Here is an 18633-nt window from a genome sequence, read left to right as displayed (position 1 = left end):
GTCACTTACTCCGTGCGGATGCGCGGATCGACAAGGCCATAGGCGATATCGACCAGAAGGTTAATGCCGACGATCATCAGCGACAGCACGGTGATGACGGCCTGAAGCACGGGATAATCACGCGCGCCGACGGCGTCGAAGGCCAGCGTGCCGAGGCCCGGCCAGTTGAAGACGCGCTCAATGACGACGATGCCGCCGAGCAGCCCGCCGAATTGCAGGCCAAAATAGGTGATGAGCGGAATGGCGCAATTGCGCAGCGCGTGCTTGTAGAGAACCTTATTTTCGCTCAGCCCCTTTGCGCGCGCCACCATGACATATTGCGAGCGCAGCGTATCCAGCATGGCCGTGCGCACCAGCCGCACATTGGTAGCCGTCAGGATGACGCCCATGGTGACGGCGGGCATGATGTAGCTGGCAAAACCGCCCATACCGCTTGGCGGCAGCCAGCCGAGCGTGATGGAGAACAAGAGCACCAGCATGGTGGCCAGCCAGAAATTCGGGAAGGACAGGCCGACGAGCGAGAAGATGCGGATCACCTGATCGGCCGTCTTGCCGCGCGAGGTTGCGGCCTTGATGCCGAGCGGGATCGACAGCGCAATCGAGACCGCCATGGAGATGAAGGCGAGGAGAAGCGTTGCGGGTAGGGCATCCGCGATCAGGCGCGAGACGGGCGTGCTGCCGGTGAAGCTGCGGCCGAAATCGAGCGTCACGAGACCCTTCAGGAAGCTGAAATATTGCACGAAGAATGGCCGGTCGGTGCCGAGCGCTGCGCGGATGCGCGCCAGATCGTCTTCCGTCATGCTGCCACCGCCCTGGAACATGGTGACGGCGGGGTCACCGGTGAGGCGGATGGCGAAGGAAACGAGAAGGGTGATGGCGATGACGACAAAAATCGCCTGCAGCAATCGCTTGATGAGGAAACCGGCCACGTTTTTTACCTTGAAGAGAGACCCGACCTTGCCCGCATTGCGGCGGGCAAGGTGTGTTGATCAGAAAAACCAGCCTGATTATTCGACGGTGACGTCGGTCAGCTTCAGGCGGTTATCCGGCGGTGCCACAAAACCCTTGACCCGCTTGTTGATGCCGTAAATGGCATTGGTGTTGTAAAGCGGGATTTCCAGCGCGCGTTCGGCGGTATAGCTGCCGATTTCCTTGAGAATCTTTTCGCGCTCGGCACGGTCGGTCAGCGGCCGCTGGGATTCCAGCATTTTGTCCAGCTTCTCGTCCTTGTCGTAAGGGTTCCACTTTTCACCGGAGTGATACATGGAATAGGCCGTGTTGTCGTAATCGAAGGTCCAGCCGCCCCATTTTTGCTGGAACATCGCGCCGGTCTTGCCCTGCGGGATGATGTCGTTCAGGAGAACGTTGGTCTCATAGGGCTTGATGGTGGCGGTGATGCCGACCATGGACAGATAGCTGGAAATGACCTGCGCCACCTCGTTCATCGTCGCGTCATTGCCACGGATATCGATCTGGAGCGCCGCACCGGGCTTGACGCCGGCTTCCGCAAGAAGCTTCTTTGCACCTTCCGGATCGTAGGGCAGCGGCTTCAGCTCCGGATCGTAACCGAAGGACAGCGCGCTCTGGAAGCTTGCAATCTCGGAGGCCTGACCGGCGAGGATCGACTTGACGATGGTGCCACGGTCGACGGCCATGATGATGGCCTTGCGCACCTTCGGATCGGCGGTGATGCCATCACGGGTGTTGAAACGCAGCGCATCGACCGTCGGGCCGGGCACGCTGACAATCTCCAGCTTGGAATCGCCTTCGATGACCGGGATCATCCCGATCGGAATGGTGGGCGGAATGACGAGATCGACGCGGCCGGCCTGCAACTCGGCCACGGCGGTCGCCGGCTCGGAAATGAAGCGATATTCCAGTTCGGAAAGTTTTGGCGCACCGCCCCAATAGTCGGCGTTGGCCTCCAGCTTGATGTTGGTCTTCGGTGCGTAGGAAACGAATTTGAACGCGCCGGTGCCAACCGGGTTGAGGTTGAAGTTGTCCTCGCCCTTTTCCTGAATGTACTTCGGCGGAACGATCATGCCGCCATAACCGGCAAGCTTGGTCAGCAGCACCGGATCCGGCGCCTTCAGCTTCATGTCCACCGTGTAGTCATCGATGACATCGACGCTTTCGATGGCGACATAGTTGGAGCGCTGGGGGCCCTTGGCACCCTGTTCGCCGAGAAGGCGCTCGAAGGTGAACTTGACCGCGGCGGCGTTGAAGGGCTCGCCATTGTGGAACTTGACGTTCTGGCGCAGCTTGAAGCGGATGCGCTTGCCCTCATCCAGCTCTTCCCAGGATTCGGCAAGGCCGGGCACGAGTTTCAGGTCCGGGCCGCGATAGGTCAGGCCGTCGAAGATGTTGGTGGCGACGGCAGCCCATTGCACGAGGAAAGTGTCGATCGGATCCCAGCTGCCCGGGTCCTGCGGGCTGGAAATGGTCATCTTGCCGGCGGCAAGAGCCGGTGCGGCGGTCAAGGCCGATGCGGCCATGGCAAGCGCGACGAACGTTGTCGTCATCCCCTTCTTGATTATTGTCATCTACCTGTTCCTCTTCAGATGGTTGCGGTTCTGGTTGTTATTCAGGCGCTCTTCGCGATGAAGTGGCCCGGATTGATTTCCTCATGGGCGAGAATGGCCGGCTCATCACCGACACGGCGCACGGGATTGGGGATTTCGCCCTCGATCATGGCGATGCGGCGCTCGATGGTCGGATCGGCGACTGGCACGGCCGAAAGCAGGCGGCGCGTATAATCATGCGTCGGCGTTTCGAACACCTGACGGCGGCTGCCCATTTCCATGATCTGGCCGAGATAAAGCACCGCGACGCGGTGGCTCATCTTTTCCACGACAGCCATGTCATGGCTGATGAAGAGATAGGCGAGACCACGCTCGGCCTGCAAATCCATGAACAGATTGATGATCTGCGCCTGAATGGAGACGTCGAGCGCCGACAGCGCTTCGTCTGCAATGATGAGCTTGGGATCGGAAGCCAGTGCGCGGGCAATGCAGACGCGCTGGCGCTGGCCGCCGGAAAACTCGTGCGGATAACGCGCGGCATGTTCGGAGGAGAGGCCCACACGCTCCAGCAATTCATCCACCCGCCGCTTTACGGCCTTCTGATCGTTGATCAAGCCATGGGTGTTGATCGGCTCGGCAATCGAAAAACCGACCGTCTTGCGCGGATCGAGCGAGGCGAAGGGGTCCTGGAAGATATATTGCACTTCCTGGCGCATGCGAAAGCGCTCCGCCGCCGACATTTCAGAATAGCTGCGGCCATTGAAGGCAATTTCGCCCGATAGCGCCGTCTGCAGCTGCTGGATGGTGCGGCCGATGGTGGATTTGCCGGAACCGGATTCGCCCACCAGTGCCAGCGTTTCGCCGGCGTGAATATCGAAGCTGACCTTCTGCACTGCGCTGAGGCGATGGGTCGCCTTGCCGAACAGGTTCTTGCGGATATCGAAACGCACGAACAGGTCCTTCACCGACAGCAGCGGCTTCGCGTCATATTTCGCAGTGTTTTGCACGCGCTCTTCACCAACCACGACCGGCTGGCCATCTTGCAACACCGTGAGCGGCAGGCGCTTGGGAAACTCTTCGCCTTCCATGCTGCCGAGACGCGGAACGGCGGAGAGCAGGGCGCGCGTGTAAGGGTGCTGCGGATTGGCGAATATATCCTTGACCGGACCTTCCTCCACCTTCTTGCCCTTCCACATGACGACCACGTCATCGGCCATTTCCGCCACCACGCCCATATCGTGGGTGATGAAGACCATGCCCATGCCGAGCTTCTTTTGCAGGTCGCGCATGATGTTGAGGATCTGCGCCTGAATGGTGACGTCAAGCGCTGTCGTCGGCTCGTCGGCGATCAAAAGCTTCGGCCGGCAGGCGAGCGCCATGGCGATCATCACGCGCTGGCGCATGCCGCCGGAAAGCTGGTGTGGATACCGTTTCAGAAGTTCTGCCGCATCGGGCAGGCGCACCATTTCGAGAAGCTCCTGCGCCCGCGCCATCGCCGCCTGTTTGCCCATTTTCTCATGCAGCACAAGCACTTCGCATATCTGGTCGCCGATGGTGAAGACAGGGTTGAGCGAGGTCATCGGCTCCTGGAAGATCATGGCGATCTCCTTGCCGCGGATCGAGCGCATTTCTTTCTGCGACGCCTTCAGCAAGTCCTTGCCTTCAAACAGGATTTTGCCGGTGGGGTAGGTCGCGCCCATCATGTCCGCAAGTCGCATGGTGGAAAGCGAGGTGACCGATTTTCCTGATCCGGATTCGCCGACGACCGCGACCGTGCGGCCGGGCTCGACGCGGAAGGAGATATCGTCCACGACGCGGCTGTTGCCAAATTCGACGCTCAGGCCTTCGACCGAGAGGAGGGCGTTTGCGTGTGCGGCAGTCATGTCAGCGTCTCCGGCGTGGCGCACGCGGCAAGGCTGGCGTGGCCATATGAAAATGAGCAAGGGGAAATGTCTCGGGCACGCCTGCTGGGCGACACCGCACTGAAGGCAGAGAAGGCAACGAAAAGTCGCATGTTTCAGGCCGCTTTGCCGGCAAAATGCCGGTTGGCCGCCGCCCGCTGAAACGGCACATTCGATGCCCCCAAAGCGCCGCAGGCAACCTCAGCGGCGCTGGCCGGACGATTTGCGTAGGACGCAGATTCGACGATGCGCATGTAACTCTAATTCCCCACCCTTGTTTTGCCGAAAAAGCTAACAAAACCGAACAATCATGTCCAGAGTGTTGAACAATTTTTATGTACTGCTCTACAAATACGCAGCTGCACCGATTTTGAGCGCGGGTTCTGGAAGAATGCTTCGCAATGATGCGCGTATTTCGAAATGATCGTCGATAGAACCTTTGAGACGAATGATGAGGAATGGAGTCCCGGCCATGAACGACCAGGCGGGCGCAGTCAGGCTGAGCGGATTTTTACGGTGCTTGTCGAAGGACGATGTCGAACTGGTCCGGCGCCGCCTTCCCGAACATCTTCGCCTGACCAGAGAGGAACCCGGCTGTCTTTCCTTCGAAGTGTCCGAGACGGACGATCCCCTGATCTGGCAGGTGGAGGAGCTTTTTTTCGACCGTGCTGCCTTCGATTTTCATCAGGAGCGGACGCGGGCGTCCGAGTGGTTCAGGGCGACCTCCGCCATTCCGCGCGACTATGAGATAACGACATTGGCATGAATGAAAACAGGCCGCAGCGGCATTCCTGCTGTCCGCGGCTTGTCCGGATTTCCCCGATCGTATTTCGGTGCCGGGATTTATTCCTTCGGCATGCCGACCGGCGGCGCAAGCCGTCTTTGCGCGGCGATGCGGAAGGGGGCGTTCATCGCGCCATAACCGCCATAGGCTCCGCGCCTTTCGATGATTTCGAAGAAGAAACCTTCCCCGAAGGTGCGGCTGTATATCTGGAAATATTCGCCATTGTCGTCGCGGTCATAAAGAATGCTTGCCGCCCTGAGCGCATCGGAAAATTCCGGTTCCAGCCCGAAGCGGGCTTCCAGATCGTCGTAATAATTGCGCGAGATCGGCAGGGCGTGGAACCCGCGCGCCTGCAGTGCTTTTGCTGTGGCGAAGATGTCGTCGGTGGCAAATGCGATGTGCTGGATGCTGGTGCCGAAGCCCTCGGCCAGAAATTTGCCGGCGAAGGTCTTGCGATTGTCGGCACCGTTCATGGTCAGGCGGAAATGCGGCGAGGGCACGCTTTCGATCGCCTGGCTGCGCACCAGCCCGCCGGGATCCACCACATCGACCATCGGCGTGCGCCGGGTGGAAAACAGCGAGGTATAAAACAGAAGCCAGGTCAGCATTTCATCGTAATGCGTTGTTTGCGCAAGGTGATCGATCCGCTTCAGTCCTGCGTCGCCCGCCTGTTCTTGGTTGTCGGTGGGCGCAAATTCCTTGTCCCAGATGGAGGAAAGCTCTGGTGAGCCGTCGAGGAAATAGATGACGCCGTTGCCCACGCCCTGAATGGCGGGAACGGCGACTTCGCCTGACTTGCGCGGCTCGGCGAAGGTGGGCGCGCCGAGCGCTTCTGCCCGGGCAAGGGCTGCTGCGGCATCATCCACCTTCAGCCCGAAGGCATAGGCATTGGTGCCGTGGATGGAATAGGACGCGCCCGCGAAACTGTCGCCGCCATCGCTGGTATTGATGACAATGCGAATATCGCCCTGCGTATAAAGATCGACATCGCGATTGCGGTGCCGGGCGGTGTTTTCAAAGCCGAGCGTGGCGAGAAGGGCTTCCAGATTGGGTTTTTCTTCCGGTGCCGTGGTGAATTCGACGAATTCCACGCCGTCCGTCTCCACTCGTTCCGGCATTGATGGCACATCGATGCGGATGTCGGGTTCGAGACGCCGGACCTGGTCCATGAGATTGATGAGCGAGCGGTGGCCGTCTTCGGCAAGCAGCCGGGCCGAGCCGCCGCGGAACTGGTCGTTGAAGATTTCGAGCGACAGCGGGCCGCTGTAACCGGTTGCGGCGACGGCGCGCATGAAATCCACCACCGGCAGATCGCCTTCGCCCGGCATGTTGCGGAAGTGGCGGCTCCAGTAGAGCAGGTCCATGTCGATCAGCGGCGCATCGGCAAGCTGCACGATGAAAATCTTGTCGCCGGGAATGGAGCGGATCGAATTGGGGTCGATCTTGCGCGACAGCGTGTGGAAACTATCGAGAATGATGCCGACATTGGCGTGATCGGCGCGGCGCACCACCTCCCAGGCATCGCGGTGATCGCTGATATGGCGGCCCCAGGCCAGGGCCTCGTAACCGACGCGCACGCCATGTTTTGCTGCCAATTCACCGAGCTGATGGAAATCGGCGGCGGCGCGGTCGATGCCGCCGAGCGAGACCGGCGAGACATTCGAGCAGATCAGCATCAGATCGGTGCCGAGTTCGCCCATGATGTCGAATTTGCGCTCAGCCCTCTCGAGGGCCCGGGCGCGGTGCGGTTCCGGCATGCCCTCGAAATCGCGGAACGGCTGGAAAAGGGTGATATCCAGCCCGTGATCGGCGGCCAAGGCCTTCACCTCGCGCGGCGAGGCGTCGTAAGTCAGGAAATCGTTTTCGAAAATCTCAACGCCGGAAAAGCCCGCCTTGGCGATGGCCGCCAGCTTTTCGGGGAATTCGCCGCTGATCGATACGGTTGCAATGGATGTGCGCATTGGCATGCCGTGTCTTATTGTGTCATAGCTCGCCATATTGCCTTCCTTTTCAGCATTATGTACTGATTGGTTAATAAAGGGGCCGCCGCCGGATGGCAGCCCCGTCCAGGGAATGAAGCATGAGCAAAAGCACGACCTTGAGCGGCGCCCGCGATACCCGGCAGGCGAAACGCGACCCGGAAGGGGTGCGCCGCGACATTCTTTCGGTCGCGATGGAGGAGTTTTCGCAAAACGGACTTTCCGGCGCGCGTATCGATGAGATCGCGGCGCGCACGCGAACCTCCAAGCGCATGATTTATTATTATTTCACCGACAAGCAGAGCCTTTATCAGCGTGTGCTTGAAGAGGCCTATGCCAAGGTGCGCGGCGGCGAAAGCGATCTGGAGCTGGACGATCTGGAGCCGGCGGCGGCGCTCGACAAGCTCTGTCGGTTCACCTTCGATCACCACAGGCGCAATCCGGCTTTCATCCGCATGGTGATGATTGAGAACATCCACCATGGCCGGCATATGCAGTCGTCCGAAACGATCCGTCAGCTGAACCGCCCGGCGATCGACGCGCTCGAAAGCGTGCTGCTGCGCGGCCAGAAAAGCGGCGTCTTTCGCGAGGGCATCGATGCACTGGAACTGCACTGGCAGATCAGCGCGCTGTCCTTTTTCAATGTCTCGAATGTTGCAACCTTCTCGTTCATCTTCGGCGACAGCCTTTATACGGACAAGGGCCAGGAGACATTGTCGCGGCATGTCAGCGACATGGTGCTGCGTTATGTGCTGACGCCCGCCCATATCACGACGGGCGCGAAAGACGGTTGATGAGGTGGCGCAGCGCCACTTCATAACCTTCGATGCCGAGACCGGCGATCACGCCTTCGGCGCGGGTCGAGACGTAAGAATGGTGCCGGAAAACCTCGCGTTTGTGGATGTTGGAAATGTGAACCTCGATCACAGGCGCCTCGAAGGCATTGAGCGCATCGAGGATTGCCACCGAGGTGTGGGTAAAGGCGCCGGGATTGATGACAATTCCCGAAGACTTGCCGCGGGCTTCGTGAATCCAGTCGATCAGCTCATATTCCCGGTTGCTCTGGGCAAAAAACAGCTCGTGGCCAGCGGCATCAGCGATAGCACGGCAATTGGCTTCGATATCGGCGAGCGTTTCATAACCATAGATTTCCGGCTGGCGCTGGCCGAGCAGGTTGAGGTTGGGACCGTTCAGAACCGTGAAAAGGCTCATGCGACGCCCTCCGCCATGCAAAGCTCGGTAAAATGCGCCGTCATGCGCCCGGCATCCGGCTCGCGGCCGCAGAAGAGGCGGAATGCGCCGACGGCCTGAAACACCGTCATGCCGCCGCCGGGCAGGGTTCGACAGCCCTTTTTCGCTGCCGTCGCCAGCAATTCTGTGACAAGCGGCATGTAGACGATATCGGCCACCCAGTGCCGCCGTTCGATGAGATCGGCCGGAACCGGCATGCCGCGATGGGCCGGCATGCCCATCGGCGTTGCATGGATCAGGCCATCGGCAAAGGGCAGGGAGGCGGCGGGGTCTTTGACGGCAAGCGCGCGGCCTTCGCCGAAGCGGGCATTGAGTTCGCGGGCCAGTTGCTCCGCCCTGGGGAAATCCCGGTCGAAAATGTCGAGACGGGCGAAGTCGAGCTTCAATGCGGCATGGGCCACCGCAACGCCCGCGCCACCCGCGCCGACCAGAAGCGCCCGGTCACGCCGCGAATCCGGCAGGCCGCGCACGAAGCTTTCGTAAAAGCCGTACCAGTCGGTGTTGTGGCCGATGCGGCGTCCGTCCCGGAAGACGACCGTATTGACCGCGCCCAGCATGCGGGCATCGTCAGACAGTTCGTGCAGATGCGGAATAACGGACTGCTTGAAGGGATGGGTGATGTTGGTGCCGGAAAAACCGCGCGCTTCCAGCTCGTCCAGCAGGTCGGGAAGGGCGCCCGGTGGCAGCTTGCGGGCGGTAACGTCCACCAGCTCGTAGGAATAATCGAGGCCGTGAGCCGCCCCTTCGCGCATGTGCAGCGCGGGCGATTTGGAAAGCTGTATGTCGGCGCCTATCAGGCCGACCTTGAAGGATGTTTGTTCTGTCATGATCGGGTGTCGCTCATCGGACGGTGTGGGAGAGGCGGGATTATCCCCGCCCGCCTTAAGAGCGCGCGAACCTCAGTGATGGGCGAGAATTTCACCGAGGAACGTGCGCGTGCGCTGTTGCTTGGGATCGCGGAAGAATTCCTCCGGCGGGCCTTCCTCGATGATCTCGCCTTCCGACATGAAGATCACCCGGTCGGCCACCTGCCGTGCGAAACCCATTTCATGGGTCACGCAGATCATCGTCATGCCGTCACGGGCAAGGCCGATCATGGTGTCGAGGACTTCCTTCACCATTTCAGGGTCGAGAGCCGAGGTCGGCTCATCGAACAGCATCGCCTTCGGCTCCATGCACAGCGCCCGGGCAATCGCCGCGCGCTGTTGCTGGCCGCCGGAAAGCTGGGCCGGGTACTTGTCTGCCTGGTTGAGAATGCGCACGCGCTCCAGATATTTGCGCGCCGTCGCCTCCGCATCGGCTTTCGACAGGCCCTTCACCCGCATGGGTGCGAGCGTGCAGTTTTCCATGATGGTCTTGTGCGGGAAGAGATTGAAGCTCTGGAACACCATGCCCACTTCGCGGCGAACCGCATCGATGGCCCGGCTGGAATCGGACAGCATCGTTCCCTCGACCGTGATCTTGCCCTCCTGGATTTCTTCCAGATGGTTGATGCAGCGGATGAGCGTGGATTTGCCCGAACCGGACGGCCCGCAAAGAACGATTTTTTCGCCCTTGCGAACCGTCATGTTGACGTCTTTAAGCGCATGAAAGGCTCCATACCACTTTCCAACCCCTTCGAGGGCTATCAGCGGAACCTGTGCGGCGGCGGATTGCGGCATGGAAATCTCCTGCTTACTTCACGGTGAAGGGGATGTCGGGCAGGCTGTCCGGGAAGGCCGGGACTTCGCGCTTCATCCACTTGTCATAGATCTTGGCGAGCTGGCCGTCGGACTTGATCTTGTCGAGGAAGGCGTTGACGGTTTCGTTCCAGTCCTTTTCGCCGGGCCGGGTGCCGGCGCCGTTGTAGAGCGTCGTCAGGTCGAATTTCGGTTCGTATTTACCTTCGGCAGCCTTGTTCAGGCGGTCGCCGTAGAACTGGTTGCCGCCGACGGCCTCGACCTGGCCGGAAATCAGCGCCTGAATATTGGCGGCGTCATCGTCGAAGCGCAGGATATTGGCCTTGGAGCCGGCGCCTGCGGTGATCGAGGTGTCCATGGCGCTCGACTTCGGCACGCCGACGGCGATGCCCGTCAGATCGTCATAGCCGGCGATCTTCTTGTCCTTCGGGCCATAGACCGAGAGCACGTTGCCGGCATAGGGCTTAGAATATTGAATGGTCTTGGCGCGTTCGGCCGTCATGCCCATGGTTGCGAATAGCAGGTCGACCTTGCCGGTCAGAAGGGCCGGAATGCGGTTTGCCACGGCGAGCGGTACGAACTCAACCTTGACCCCGAGATAATCGGCAAAGGCCTTGCCGATATCGGCATCGAGGCCGTCCTGCACGCCGCTGGAATTAACGAAGCCCCACGGTGAGTTGTCGCCCTGAATGCCGATGACGACCTTGCCCTTGGCCTTGGCCTCTTCCACCGTACCGGCGAAAGCATCGACCGGTGCGATGAAGGGCAGGGCAACCGTTGCCGCGGCAAGCGCGAGCAGGGCGCGACGAGAGAATTTCATGCTGGTGGTTTTCATCTTTTGCTCCTCCTTACAAAGCTGATGAGTTTTCGAGACTTAACGGGATGCGGCCTGCAGCCGCTTTTCAACACCGGCGCCCCACAGGGAAAGCGGCCAGCAGATCAGGAAATACATGATGCCGACGATGGCGAAGACGGTGAGCGGGCGGAACGTCTGGTTGGAGACGATCTGGCCGGCGCGCGACAATTCGACGAAGCCAACAATGGCCGCAAGCGAAGTGCCCTTGATAAGCTGCACGAGGAAACCGATGGTGGCGGGCAGCGAAATCTTGAAGGCCTGCGGCAGAACTACGTCCTTCATGCGCGAGATATAGTGCAGGCCGAGCGCATTGGCGGCCTCCGTCTGGCCTTTCGGCACCGCCTGGATGCCGCCGCGCCATATTTCGCCAAGGAAGGCGCTCGCATGCAGCGTAAAAGCAATGGCGACCGCAACCCAGGCATCGACATTGAGGCCCGCAAGCGCCACGCCGTAATAGACCACAAAAAGCTGCATCAGGAGCGGCGTGCCCTGGAAAACGGCGATGAATGCCGTGCTCGCCCTCTGGATCGCCGGGCTGTCCGCGACGCGGGCAAGCGCCACACAAAGGCCGAAGACGCCGCCGCCGATAAAACCGATGATGGTCAGCGCAAGCGTCCATTTCAGGCCTTGCAGCAGGAAGAAGAATTCGTTGGGACCGATGGATGCCATTGTCTTCTCCTCACTTGACCGGATAGCTGAAGGATGTGCGGGAGATGAGCGAGAAAATGCCCATCATCAGCGAGGAAATGATGAGATAAAGCAGCGTGATCGAGAAATAGACCTCGAAGGACCGGAAGGTATCGGCCTCGATCTTCTGCGCCACCGAGGTCAGCTCGTAAGCGGCGATCGAGGTGCAGACCGAGGTGGTCAGCGTCAACATGATGAACTGGCTGGTAAGCGAGGGATAGACCGCCCGCAGCGCCGGCTTCAGGATGATGTGCCGGAAGATTTGCGCGCGGTGAAGGCCAAGCGCAAGCCCCGCCTCCACCTGCCCCTTGGGAATGGAATCCACGCCGCCACGAATGATTTCTATCGCATAGGCGCCGCCGTTGAGAGCCAGCGCGATGATGGCCGTCACCGTCGGGTTGAGCTTGATACCAATCTGCGGCAGGGCGAAGAAGATGAAGAATATCTGCACCAGAAACGGTGTGTTGCGAATGGTTTCCACAAAGCCGATGACGAGGCCGCGCAGCAGCTTGAAGCGCGAGCGGCGGGCGACGACGCCCAGAACGCCGATGACGGTGGCGAGCGACATGCCGGCAATCGCAAGGCCGATCGTCGCCAGACAGGCTAAAAGCAGCTCGGGCAGGCGGTCTATGACCGCCGAAAAATCGAGACTGTAAGACATTCTTCCTCCCAACCCGTTCGGGTCCGGACAGGCGTTTCGCCGTGTCCTTATCGCTTTGGGAACCTTACGGCGCCAAAGCCCTCCATTCGTCTGACCATGTCCAGAAGGTTCTTTTCCTCACCTGCGGCATGACTTCAACATGATTGTTTGTACCAGTTAGTTCATTTTTATGTCAAGCGCTACACCCGGTCAAAAAGCAGCTAAAAAGCTGTTTTTTCTACATTCTATATTTTTAAGAAAATCTTTTGTTATCAATGGCTAATGCGCAAAGACCCAAGCGATTCCAACGCGCGAAAATCCTGCCGCCAATGAGGTGGCGGGAGGTGCCGGGAAAGCTGATTTTAATCAAGAACTCGACGGTGTTCCGGTTAGCCGTCTTTCGCGCCCAGCCTGTCTATCTGTCCTGCGAGGCGTTCGGCGATCAGCAGGGACGCCCCTGTTGCCGTCACCATTTGTGGCAGTGTCATCCATTCCAGCATCCAGCCCGCGCCCGACCTTTCCTGTTCATGGACAAGCGACTGGTGCAACGCCGAGATTTGCACGGCATTGAAGCGGGCCAGTGCCACCAGCGTTTCGGCATTGACCGGGTTCTGTTTGTGCGGCATGGCCGAGGAGCCGCCGCCGCCGGAAAGGCGGATCTCCGCACCGAGCTCGGCCATCAGCGCGATATCCTGCCCGAACTTGCCGAGCGCGCCGGTGATCAGCGAGAGCAGATTGGCGAATTCGACGATGCCGTCGCGCTGGCTCTGCCATTGCGGCCTGTCGGCAAGGCCGAGCCGTTTTGCGAGATCGGCACGCACCGCTGCGGCATTGTCGCCAAGCTTTTCCAGCGTGCCGGCAGCCCCGCCGAATTGCAGGACGAAGCCGCTCTGTGCGAATGTTTCGAGCCGCAGCAGATGGCGTTCGAGCGGCGCAGTCCAGCTCGCCGCCCGGGCGGCGACGGTGATGCCGATGGCGGCCTGCATACGGGTATAGCCCGTCAGCGGGTTGCGGCCGTCGCGGGAGGCAAGGTCTCCCAGCGCATCGATGAGGTGGCCGAGGCGGGCCGTGATGATTTCCGCCGCAGCCTTCAGCCGCAGCATCAGGCTGGTGTCGATGACATCCTGGCTGGTGGCGCCGAAATGCACCCTGTCGGCCGCCTTGCCGCCGACTGACGCGCGCATCTGCCGGATGAGTTCGGGAACCACGACGCCGTCCTTCGCGACGCCATGGCGAAGCGCGGTCATATCGGCGGCAAAGTCCGAAAGCCGCGAAACGATTTCTTCTGCCGCCTCCTCGGGGATAATGCCGGCCTGTGCTTCCGCCTGCGCCAGCCCCGTCTCGAAACGGACCATGGCGTCGATATCCGCTCTTGCCGAAAACAGCTCGACGATTTCACTGTCGCCGAAGAGGCCTGACAGAAACGGATGCTCGAAGGGGGAAAGGCTCATCTTCCGTCTCGCTTTCTTTTGCGCATATCGTCGTCGCAAAACCGCTGCACACCTTAGCGCGATATGCGTCAGATATCGAAAAACACGGTTTCGCCTTCGCCCTGAAGACGGATATCGAAGCGATAAACGTTGCCTTCTTCCTTTTTGGCGACAAGCGTGGCGATGCGGCTTTTTTGCTCGATGCGGGCAAGAACCGGGTCGGCGGCATTGGCCTCCTGTTCTTCCGGGAAATACATGCGGGTCTGCAGGCCTATATTGATGCCGCGGGCGACGATCCAGAAGGTGATGTGCGGCGCCATCGGCCGGCCATCGCGGAAGGGCACGTTACCAGGCTTGATCGTCTCGAAGACGAATTCGCCCGTATCCATGTCGCCGGGCGAACGGCCCCAGCCGATGAAATTCGGATCGGCCTTGCCCCGCGTTTCGCTGGGGCTGTTGTAATAACCGTCGCAATCGGCCTGCCAGATTTCGATCAGCGCGTCCTTCAGCGCCATTCCCGCACCGTCATAGACAGTGCCGCGCACGCTGATGCGTTCGCCGCGAGCCTTGTCGTTATAAAGCGGACCGGAGCCGAGATCCCGCTCGAACACGCCCTCGATGCCGACGAAATTCGGCGTGCAGCCGATATGCACGTAAGGGCCTGCCGTCTGCGAGGCGGTTTCCTTGAGATAGCTGAGCGGCTGAACCATGGTCAGTTTCCCTCCATGCGGTTTTCGAAAAGGGTCGAGCGGCGGCCACGCAGGACGATATCGAACTTGTAGGCGAGCATGTCCATCGGCAGCGTCGCATTCATGTCCAGCGGTGCGATCAGGCGTTTGATCGCGTCCTCATCGGGGATGGTCTTCACGATCGGACATTTCCAGATCAGCGGATCGCCTTCGAAATACATCTGGGTAATCAGCCGCTGGGCAAAGCCGTGGCCGAAGACTGAGAAGTGAATATGGGCCGGCCGCCAGTCATTGACGCCGTTCGGCCAGGGATAAGCCCCGGGCTGGATGGTCTTGAACCAGTAATAGCCGTTTTCATCCGTGATCGTGCGGCCGACGCCGCCAAAATTCGGATCGATGGCGGCGAGGTAACTTTCCTTTTTGTGGCGGTAACGGCCGCCGGCATTGGCCTGCCAGAATTCCACCAGTGCGCCGTCCACGCCGCGGCCGCGTTCGTCCAGCACCCGGCCGTGGACCAGAATGCGCGGGCCAACAGGCATTTCGCCGGGGCGGGCATAGTTGAGGATGAGGTCGTTATCCAGCGGGTTGAGCATGCCATGGCCGAAAACGGGGCCGGTGATCTCGCTTTTGGTGCCCTCAAGCGAAATCAGGGCGCGCTGCGGCGAGCGCAGGATCGAGGTCTTGTAGCCGGGCGCATAGGCGAGCGGATGAATATCGCGGTTGCGCGCGAAGAAGGGCCCGGTTTCGGGCGGTTGGTTGCTCATTTCGTCTCCTCCCCATCGCCAGAATTATCAGCGGAACTATCGGCCTTCATACCGGCCAGGGCAAGCTTGGCGATCTTGAAGGCGTGGTTGGCGGCGGGCACGCCGGCATAGATCGCCACATGCAGCAGTGCCTCGCGAATATCCGCTTCGGTGGCGCCGGTATTGGCGGTGGCGCGCACATGCATGGCCAGCTCCTCGTCCTGCCCGAGGGCGGCGAGCAGGGCGATGGTCACCATCGAGCGCTCCCGCTTCGTCCAGTGGTTGCCGGACCAGACCGTTCCCCAGGCGGCTTCGGTGATGAGCTGCTGGAAAGGCTGGTCGAAACCGGACGTCAGGGTCTGCGCCCGGTCCACATGGGCGTCGCCGAGTACGGAGCGGCGGGTCTTCATGCCCTGTTCAAATCTTGCGTTCTTGTCGATATGGTCCGCCATCGGTCAATGCTCCGGCAAGGTATTGAGAAAAATGCCTGCCGCCTGTGCGTAAACGAGCGGCTGTTCGAGGCAGGGAATATGGCCGCAGCCGGCAATGGTGACGAAGCGGCTTGCGGGAATGAGACCGGCCAGCGATTGCACCAGTTCCGGCGGGGTAGAGCCATCCTGATCGCCCGCGACACAAAGCGTCGGCACGGCGATGCGCCCGGCCTCTTCGGTAAAATCCGCATCGCGGATGGCCGCACACGTGCCGCTGTAACCGGCCTCCGGCTGTTGCGAAAGCATATTGCGCGCGCCGGCATAGACGGCGTTGTCAGGCTGACGGAAGGCGGGTGTAAACCAACGCTCCATGACGGGATCGACCAGCGAGACGAGGCCGTCTGCGGCGATCTTGTCGACGCGGGCGTTCCACATCTCGGCCGTGCCGATCTTGTGTGCGGTGTTGCTGAGTATGAGCGCGCGCACCAGATCGGGACGGCGGGCATAAAGCCCCTGCGCAATCAGGCCGCCGACCGACAGGCCCCAGATGATCGCGCTCTTCACGCCAAGATGATCGAGGAGTGCGATCAGATCGCCGGCGTGATCGTCGATGGAATAGGGCGGCTGCCCGACATCGGAAAGCCCATGGCCGCGCTTGTCGTGCAGCACATAGGCATAATCATCGCCAAGCGCTTCAATCACCGCATCCCAGATGCGGAAATCCGTGCCGAGCGAATTGATGAAGGCGACGACCGGCTTGCCTGTGTCCAATCCCTTGACGTGATAATGGATCACCGTCTCGCCGCAGCGCAGAAAATGCATGATGTGCTCCTCCTGCCGGGGATATTGCAAGCGGGTTCCGGTTAAGTAAAATGACATTATCGATGAAAATCATAACCACTGGATTATATGAGCGATGGTCGATCAGCGTATCAAGTTCCGCCACCTGCAGACTTTCGTGGAGGTGGCGCGGCAAAAAAGCGTCATCCGGGCCGCGGAGATCCTGCATGTCAGCCAACCGGCGGTAACGAAGACGATCCGTGAACTGGAAGAGATTCTCGGCGTCTCGCTGTTCGACCGGGAGGGGCGCGGCATCCGCATCAGCCGTTATGGCGAGGTGTTCCTGCGCCACGCGGGCGCGACGATGACGGCGTTGCGCCAGGCGGTCGATTCGGTATCGCAGGAGGCGGCGCGCGCCGGTCCGCCGGTGCGGGTCGGCGCTCTGCCCACGGTGTCTGTTCGCATCATGCCGAAGGCGATGGCCGGATTTCTGGCGGAAAAGACCGGCAGCCCGGTGAAGATCGTGACGGGAGAAAATGCGGTTCTGCTGGAGCAGCTGCGTGTCGGCGATCTCGATCTCGTCGTCGGGCGTCTCGCCGCGCCGCAGAAAATGGCCGGTTTTTCCTTCGAGCATCTCTATTCGGAAAAAGTGCGCTTCGTGGTGCGCGCCGGCCATCCGCTGCTCTTACCCGGCCTTTCCGTGTTCGATCACCTGCATGAATATCCGGTGTTGATGCCGACACGCCAATCAGTCATCGGCCCAGTCGTCGATCAGTTCCTGATCGCCAACGGCGTGCCGGCCCTGCCGATCCGCATCGAAACCGTGTCCGACGCCTTCGGCCGCGCCTTCCTGCGCACCAGCGATGCGATCTGGATCATCTCGGAAGGCGTGGTGGCGGCCGATGTGGCGGATGGTATTCTCGCAATCCTGCCCGTCGAGACCGGCGATACCAGTGGCCCGGTGGGGCTGACGGTGAGGGCCGATACGCAGCCCACGCTGCCGCTGTCGTTGTTGATGCAGGCCATCCGCGAGGCGGCGGGCGAGTTGCTGGATGGTCGGCCGGAGGCTGTCTCTCAGTAAGGAAGCCCCACATAATTCTCCGCAAGCGCGGTGGAAGCGGCGCGCGATTGCACCAGGTAATCCAGCTCCGCCTCCTGTATGCGCTGGCCAAAATCTCCGGTATCGGGGAAGCGGTGCATCATTGTTGTCATCCACCAGGAAAAGCGCACCGCCTTCCAGACGCGGGAAAGCGCTTTCTGCGAATAGCCGTCGATGCCGGCCTCGGACTTCTCGCGATAAAATTCGATCAGCGCCTCGCTCAGATAATGAACATCGCTGGCGGCAAGGTTAAGGCCCTTGGCGCCCGTCGGCGGCACGATATGGGCGGCGTCTCCGGCCAGAAACATCCTTCCGAACCGCATCGGTTCACAGACGAATGACCGGAGCGGCGCGATGGATTTTTCAAAGGACGGGCCGGTGACCATGGCATCCGCATGGTTTTCCGGCAGGCGGCGGCGGATTTCGTCGAAGAAGCGCTGGTCGCTCCAGTCTTCCGGTCGGTCCTCCAGCGAACATTGAATGTAATAACGGCTGCGCGTGTTTGAGCGCATGGAACAGAGCGCAAAACCACGCGGATGGTTGGCATAGATGAGTTCGTGATTGACCGGCGGCACGTCAGCGAGAATGCCGAGCCAACCAAAAGGATAGACCTTCTCGAATTCCTTGATCGCCCCCTGCGGCACCGATTTGCGGCTCACCCCGTGAAAGCCGTCGCAACCGGCGATGAAATCGCAATCGATACGGTGGGTTACGCCGTCCTTCTGATAGGTGACATAGGGGCTTGCGCCATCGAAATCATGCGGTTCGACATTGCCGGCGTCGTAGATGGTCACAAGATTTGCCGCTTCGCGTCTATCCATCAGGTCATGGGTCACCTCGGTCTGGCCATAAACCATGACGCGTTTGCCGCCGGTCAGGTCGAAGAGATCGATGCGGTGGTCGCGGCCGCCGAAGGTCAGCGAAAAACCGTCATGCGGGAGGCCTTCCCGGTGCAGGCGCTTATCCGCGCCGACCTTTTCCATGAGTTGCACCGTGCCTTCTTCCAGCACGCCGGCGCGGACACGGCCGAGAATGTACTCCTTGCTGACCCGGTCGAGAATGACGGTCTCGACGCCTTCTCTGGCCAGAAGCTGGCCAAGCAGAAGCCCCGAGGGGCCGGAGCCGATGATGACGACCTGGGTGCGCATTGTTTCCTCCCGAA

General features: G+C 60.5%; 19 protein-coding genes. 3 read left to right on the top strand and 16 right to left on the bottom strand.

Annotated features, from left to right (window positions below; genetic code table 11):
- Window positions 1-5: 5 nt before the first annotated feature.
- The 3 genes from PL599_RS09300 to PL599_RS09290 form a co-directional block, all read right to left on the bottom strand.
- Window positions 6-929: an ABC transporter permease gene (locus PL599_RS09300; protein ID WP_003519820.1), complete on the bottom strand. Its 924-nt coding sequence runs from the start codon at window positions 927-929 to the stop codon at window positions 6-8.
- Window positions 930-1007: 78 nt separating this feature from the next.
- Window positions 1008-2543 (bottom strand): ABC transporter substrate-binding protein, encoded by a 1536-nt coding sequence (locus PL599_RS09295; protein ID WP_271359039.1) that lies wholly within the window; start codon window positions 2541-2543, stop codon window positions 1008-1010.
- A 41-nt stretch (window positions 2544-2584) separates the two neighbouring features.
- Window positions 2585-4405: an ABC transporter ATP-binding protein gene (locus PL599_RS09290; RefSeq protein ID WP_271359038.1), complete on the bottom strand. Its 1821-nt coding sequence runs from the start codon at window positions 4403-4405 to the stop codon at window positions 2585-2587.
- A gap of 490 nt (window positions 4406-4895) precedes the next feature.
- Here PL599_RS09290 and PL599_RS09285 point away from each other — a divergent pair, with 490 nt between their 5' ends.
- Complete coding sequence (locus PL599_RS09285) at window positions 4896-5189, top strand: putative quinol monooxygenase (RefSeq protein ID WP_271359037.1); 294 nt, start codon at window positions 4896-4898, stop codon at window positions 5187-5189.
- Window positions 5190-5266: 77 nt separating this feature from the next.
- Here PL599_RS09285 and PL599_RS09280 read toward each other — a convergent pair whose 3' ends face one another.
- On the bottom strand, window positions 5267-7168 hold the full coding sequence (locus tag PL599_RS09280) for a bifunctional sugar phosphate isomerase/epimerase/4-hydroxyphenylpyruvate dioxygenase family protein (protein WP_271359047.1): 1902 nt from the start codon (window positions 7166-7168) through the stop codon (window positions 5267-5269).
- A gap of 119 nt (window positions 7169-7287) precedes the next feature.
- Here PL599_RS09280 and PL599_RS09275 point away from each other — a divergent pair, with 119 nt between their 5' ends.
- Entirely contained in the window at window positions 7288-7980 is a 693-nt protein-coding gene (locus PL599_RS09275; RefSeq protein ID WP_271359036.1) for a TetR/AcrR family transcriptional regulator, read from the top strand.
- Here the strand turns inward: PL599_RS09275 and aroQ are convergent.
- From aroQ to pcaD, 11 genes are all read right to left on the bottom strand, one after another.
- Window positions 7955-8398 (bottom strand): type II 3-dehydroquinate dehydratase, encoded by a 444-nt coding sequence (aroQ, locus tag PL599_RS09270; RefSeq protein WP_142913111.1) that lies wholly within the window; start codon window positions 8396-8398, stop codon window positions 7955-7957. The genes PL599_RS09275 and aroQ overlap by 26 nt on opposite strands.
- Window positions 8395-9264: a shikimate dehydrogenase gene (locus PL599_RS09265; RefSeq protein ID WP_271359035.1), complete on the bottom strand. Its 870-nt coding sequence runs from the start codon at window positions 9262-9264 to the stop codon at window positions 8395-8397. The genes aroQ and PL599_RS09265 overlap by 4 nt, the downstream gene beginning before the upstream one ends.
- Window positions 9265-9336: 72 nt before the next feature.
- Entirely contained in the window at window positions 9337-10098 is a 762-nt protein-coding gene (locus PL599_RS09260) for an amino acid ABC transporter ATP-binding protein (RefSeq protein ID WP_077984031.1), read from the bottom strand.
- A 13-nt stretch (window positions 10099-10111) separates the two neighbouring features.
- On the bottom strand, window positions 10112-10951 hold the full coding sequence (locus PL599_RS09255) for a transporter substrate-binding domain-containing protein (protein ID WP_142913107.1): 840 nt from the start codon (window positions 10949-10951) through the stop codon (window positions 10112-10114).
- A 39-nt stretch (window positions 10952-10990) separates the two neighbouring features.
- Entirely contained in the window at window positions 10991-11641 is a 651-nt protein-coding gene (locus PL599_RS09250) for an amino acid ABC transporter permease (RefSeq protein WP_142913105.1), read from the bottom strand.
- Between the two features lie 10 nt (window positions 11642-11651).
- Entirely contained in the window at window positions 11652-12320 is a 669-nt protein-coding gene (locus tag PL599_RS09245) for an amino acid ABC transporter permease (protein ID WP_269833810.1), read from the bottom strand.
- A gap of 368 nt (window positions 12321-12688) precedes the next feature.
- Window positions 12689-13750, bottom strand: a complete 1062-nt coding sequence (locus tag PL599_RS09240; protein ID WP_142913102.1) for a 3-carboxy-cis,cis-muconate cycloisomerase — start codon at window positions 13748-13750, stop codon at window positions 12689-12691.
- A gap of 68 nt (window positions 13751-13818) precedes the next feature.
- Window positions 13819-14439, bottom strand: coding sequence for a protocatechuate 3,4-dioxygenase subunit alpha (gene pcaG / locus PL599_RS09235; RefSeq protein WP_271359034.1), 621 nt, complete (start codon window positions 14437-14439; stop codon window positions 13819-13821).
- Between the two features lie 2 nt (window positions 14440-14441).
- On the bottom strand, window positions 14442-15182 hold the full coding sequence (pcaH, locus tag PL599_RS09230) for a protocatechuate 3,4-dioxygenase subunit beta (protein WP_077984025.1): 741 nt from the start codon (window positions 15180-15182) through the stop codon (window positions 14442-14444).
- Entirely contained in the window at window positions 15179-15613 is a 435-nt protein-coding gene (gene pcaC, locus PL599_RS09225; RefSeq protein WP_271359033.1) for a 4-carboxymuconolactone decarboxylase, read from the bottom strand. The genes pcaH and pcaC overlap by 4 nt, the downstream gene beginning before the upstream one ends.
- Before the next feature lie 3 nt (window positions 15614-15616).
- Window positions 15617-16414 (bottom strand): 3-oxoadipate enol-lactonase, encoded by a 798-nt coding sequence (pcaD, locus tag PL599_RS09220; RefSeq protein ID WP_271359032.1) that lies wholly within the window; start codon window positions 16412-16414, stop codon window positions 15617-15619.
- Window positions 16415-16508: 94 nt separating this feature from the next.
- On the opposite strand from pcaD, the gene pcaQ reads away from it, so the two are divergent.
- Window positions 16509-17453: a pca operon transcription factor PcaQ gene (gene pcaQ, locus PL599_RS09215; RefSeq protein ID WP_271359031.1), complete on the top strand. Its 945-nt coding sequence runs from the start codon at window positions 16509-16511 to the stop codon at window positions 17451-17453.
- On the opposite strand, the gene pobA is transcribed toward pcaQ, so the two are convergent.
- Complete coding sequence (gene pobA, locus PL599_RS09210) at window positions 17447-18619, bottom strand: 4-hydroxybenzoate 3-monooxygenase (RefSeq protein WP_271359030.1); 1173 nt, start codon at window positions 18617-18619, stop codon at window positions 17447-17449. The two genes, pcaQ and pobA, sit on opposite strands and share 7 nt — an antisense overlap.
- Between the last annotated feature and the right edge of the window lie 14 nt (window positions 18620-18633).

The sequence above is a fragment of the Agrobacterium sp. ST15.16.055 genome (assembly GCF_027956555.1).
Classification (GTDB): Bacteria; Pseudomonadota; Alphaproteobacteria; order Rhizobiales; family Rhizobiaceae; genus Agrobacterium; species Agrobacterium salinitolerans.
Note: the sequence above shows the minus strand (reverse complement) of the source record. Positions and strands in the feature narration are given on the sequence as shown.

Bases quoted from the DNA above. Each gene is read 5' to 3' on its own strand.
- PL599_RS09250 (WP_142913105.1), bottom strand. From the start codon at position 11,641: ATGGCATCCATCGGTCCCAACGAATTCTTCTTCCTGCTGCAAGGCCTG.
- aroQ (WP_142913111.1), bottom strand. From the start codon at position 8,398: ATGAGCCTTTTCACGGTTCTGAACGGTCCCAACCTCAACCTGCTCGGC.
- pcaD (WP_271359032.1), bottom strand. From the start codon at position 16,414: ATGCATTTTCTGCGCTGCGGCGAGACGGTGATCCATTATCACGTCAAG.
- PL599_RS09290 (WP_271359038.1), bottom strand. From the start codon at position 4,405: ATGACTGCCGCACACGCAAACGCCCTCCTCTCGGTCGAAGGCCTGAGC.
- pcaQ (WP_271359031.1), top strand. From the start codon at position 16,509: ATGGTCGATCAGCGTATCAAGTTCCGCCACCTGCAGACTTTCGTGGAG.
- pobA (WP_271359030.1), bottom strand. From the start codon at position 18,619: ATGCGCACCCAGGTCGTCATCATCGGCTCCGGCCCCTCGGGGCTTCTG.
- PL599_RS09275 (WP_271359036.1), top strand. From the start codon at position 7,288: ATGAGCAAAAGCACGACCTTGAGCGGCGCCCGCGATACCCGGCAGGCG.
- PL599_RS09280 (WP_271359047.1), bottom strand. From the start codon at position 7,168: ATGCGCACATCCATTGCAACCGTATCGATCAGCGGCGAATTCCCCGAA.
- PL599_RS09255 (WP_142913107.1), bottom strand. From the start codon at position 10,951: ATGAAAACCACCAGCATGAAATTCTCTCGTCGCGCCCTGCTCGCGCTT.
- PL599_RS09295 (WP_271359039.1), bottom strand. From the start codon at position 2,543: ATGACAATAATCAAGAAGGGGATGACGACAACGTTCGTCGCGCTTGCC.
- PL599_RS09285 (WP_271359037.1), top strand. From the start codon at position 4,896: ATGAACGACCAGGCGGGCGCAGTCAGGCTGAGCGGATTTTTACGGTGC.
- PL599_RS09260 (WP_077984031.1), bottom strand. From the start codon at position 10,098: ATGCCGCAATCCGCCGCCGCACAGGTTCCGCTGATAGCCCTCGAAGGG.
- pcaG (WP_271359034.1), bottom strand. From the start codon at position 14,439: ATGGTTCAGCCGCTCAGCTATCTCAAGGAAACCGCCTCGCAGACGGCA.
- pcaH (WP_077984025.1), bottom strand. From the start codon at position 15,182: ATGAGCAACCAACCGCCCGAAACCGGGCCCTTCTTCGCGCGCAACCGC.
- PL599_RS09240 (WP_142913102.1), bottom strand. From the start codon at position 13,750: ATGAGCCTTTCCCCCTTCGAGCATCCGTTTCTGTCAGGCCTCTTCGGC.
- pcaC (WP_271359033.1), bottom strand. From the start codon at position 15,613: ATGGCGGACCATATCGACAAGAACGCAAGATTTGAACAGGGCATGAAG.
- PL599_RS09245 (WP_269833810.1), bottom strand. From the start codon at position 12,320: ATGTCTTACAGTCTCGATTTTTCGGCGGTCATAGACCGCCTGCCCGAG.
- PL599_RS09265 (WP_271359035.1), bottom strand. From the start codon at position 9,264: ATGACAGAACAAACATCCTTCAAGGTCGGCCTGATAGGCGCCGACATA.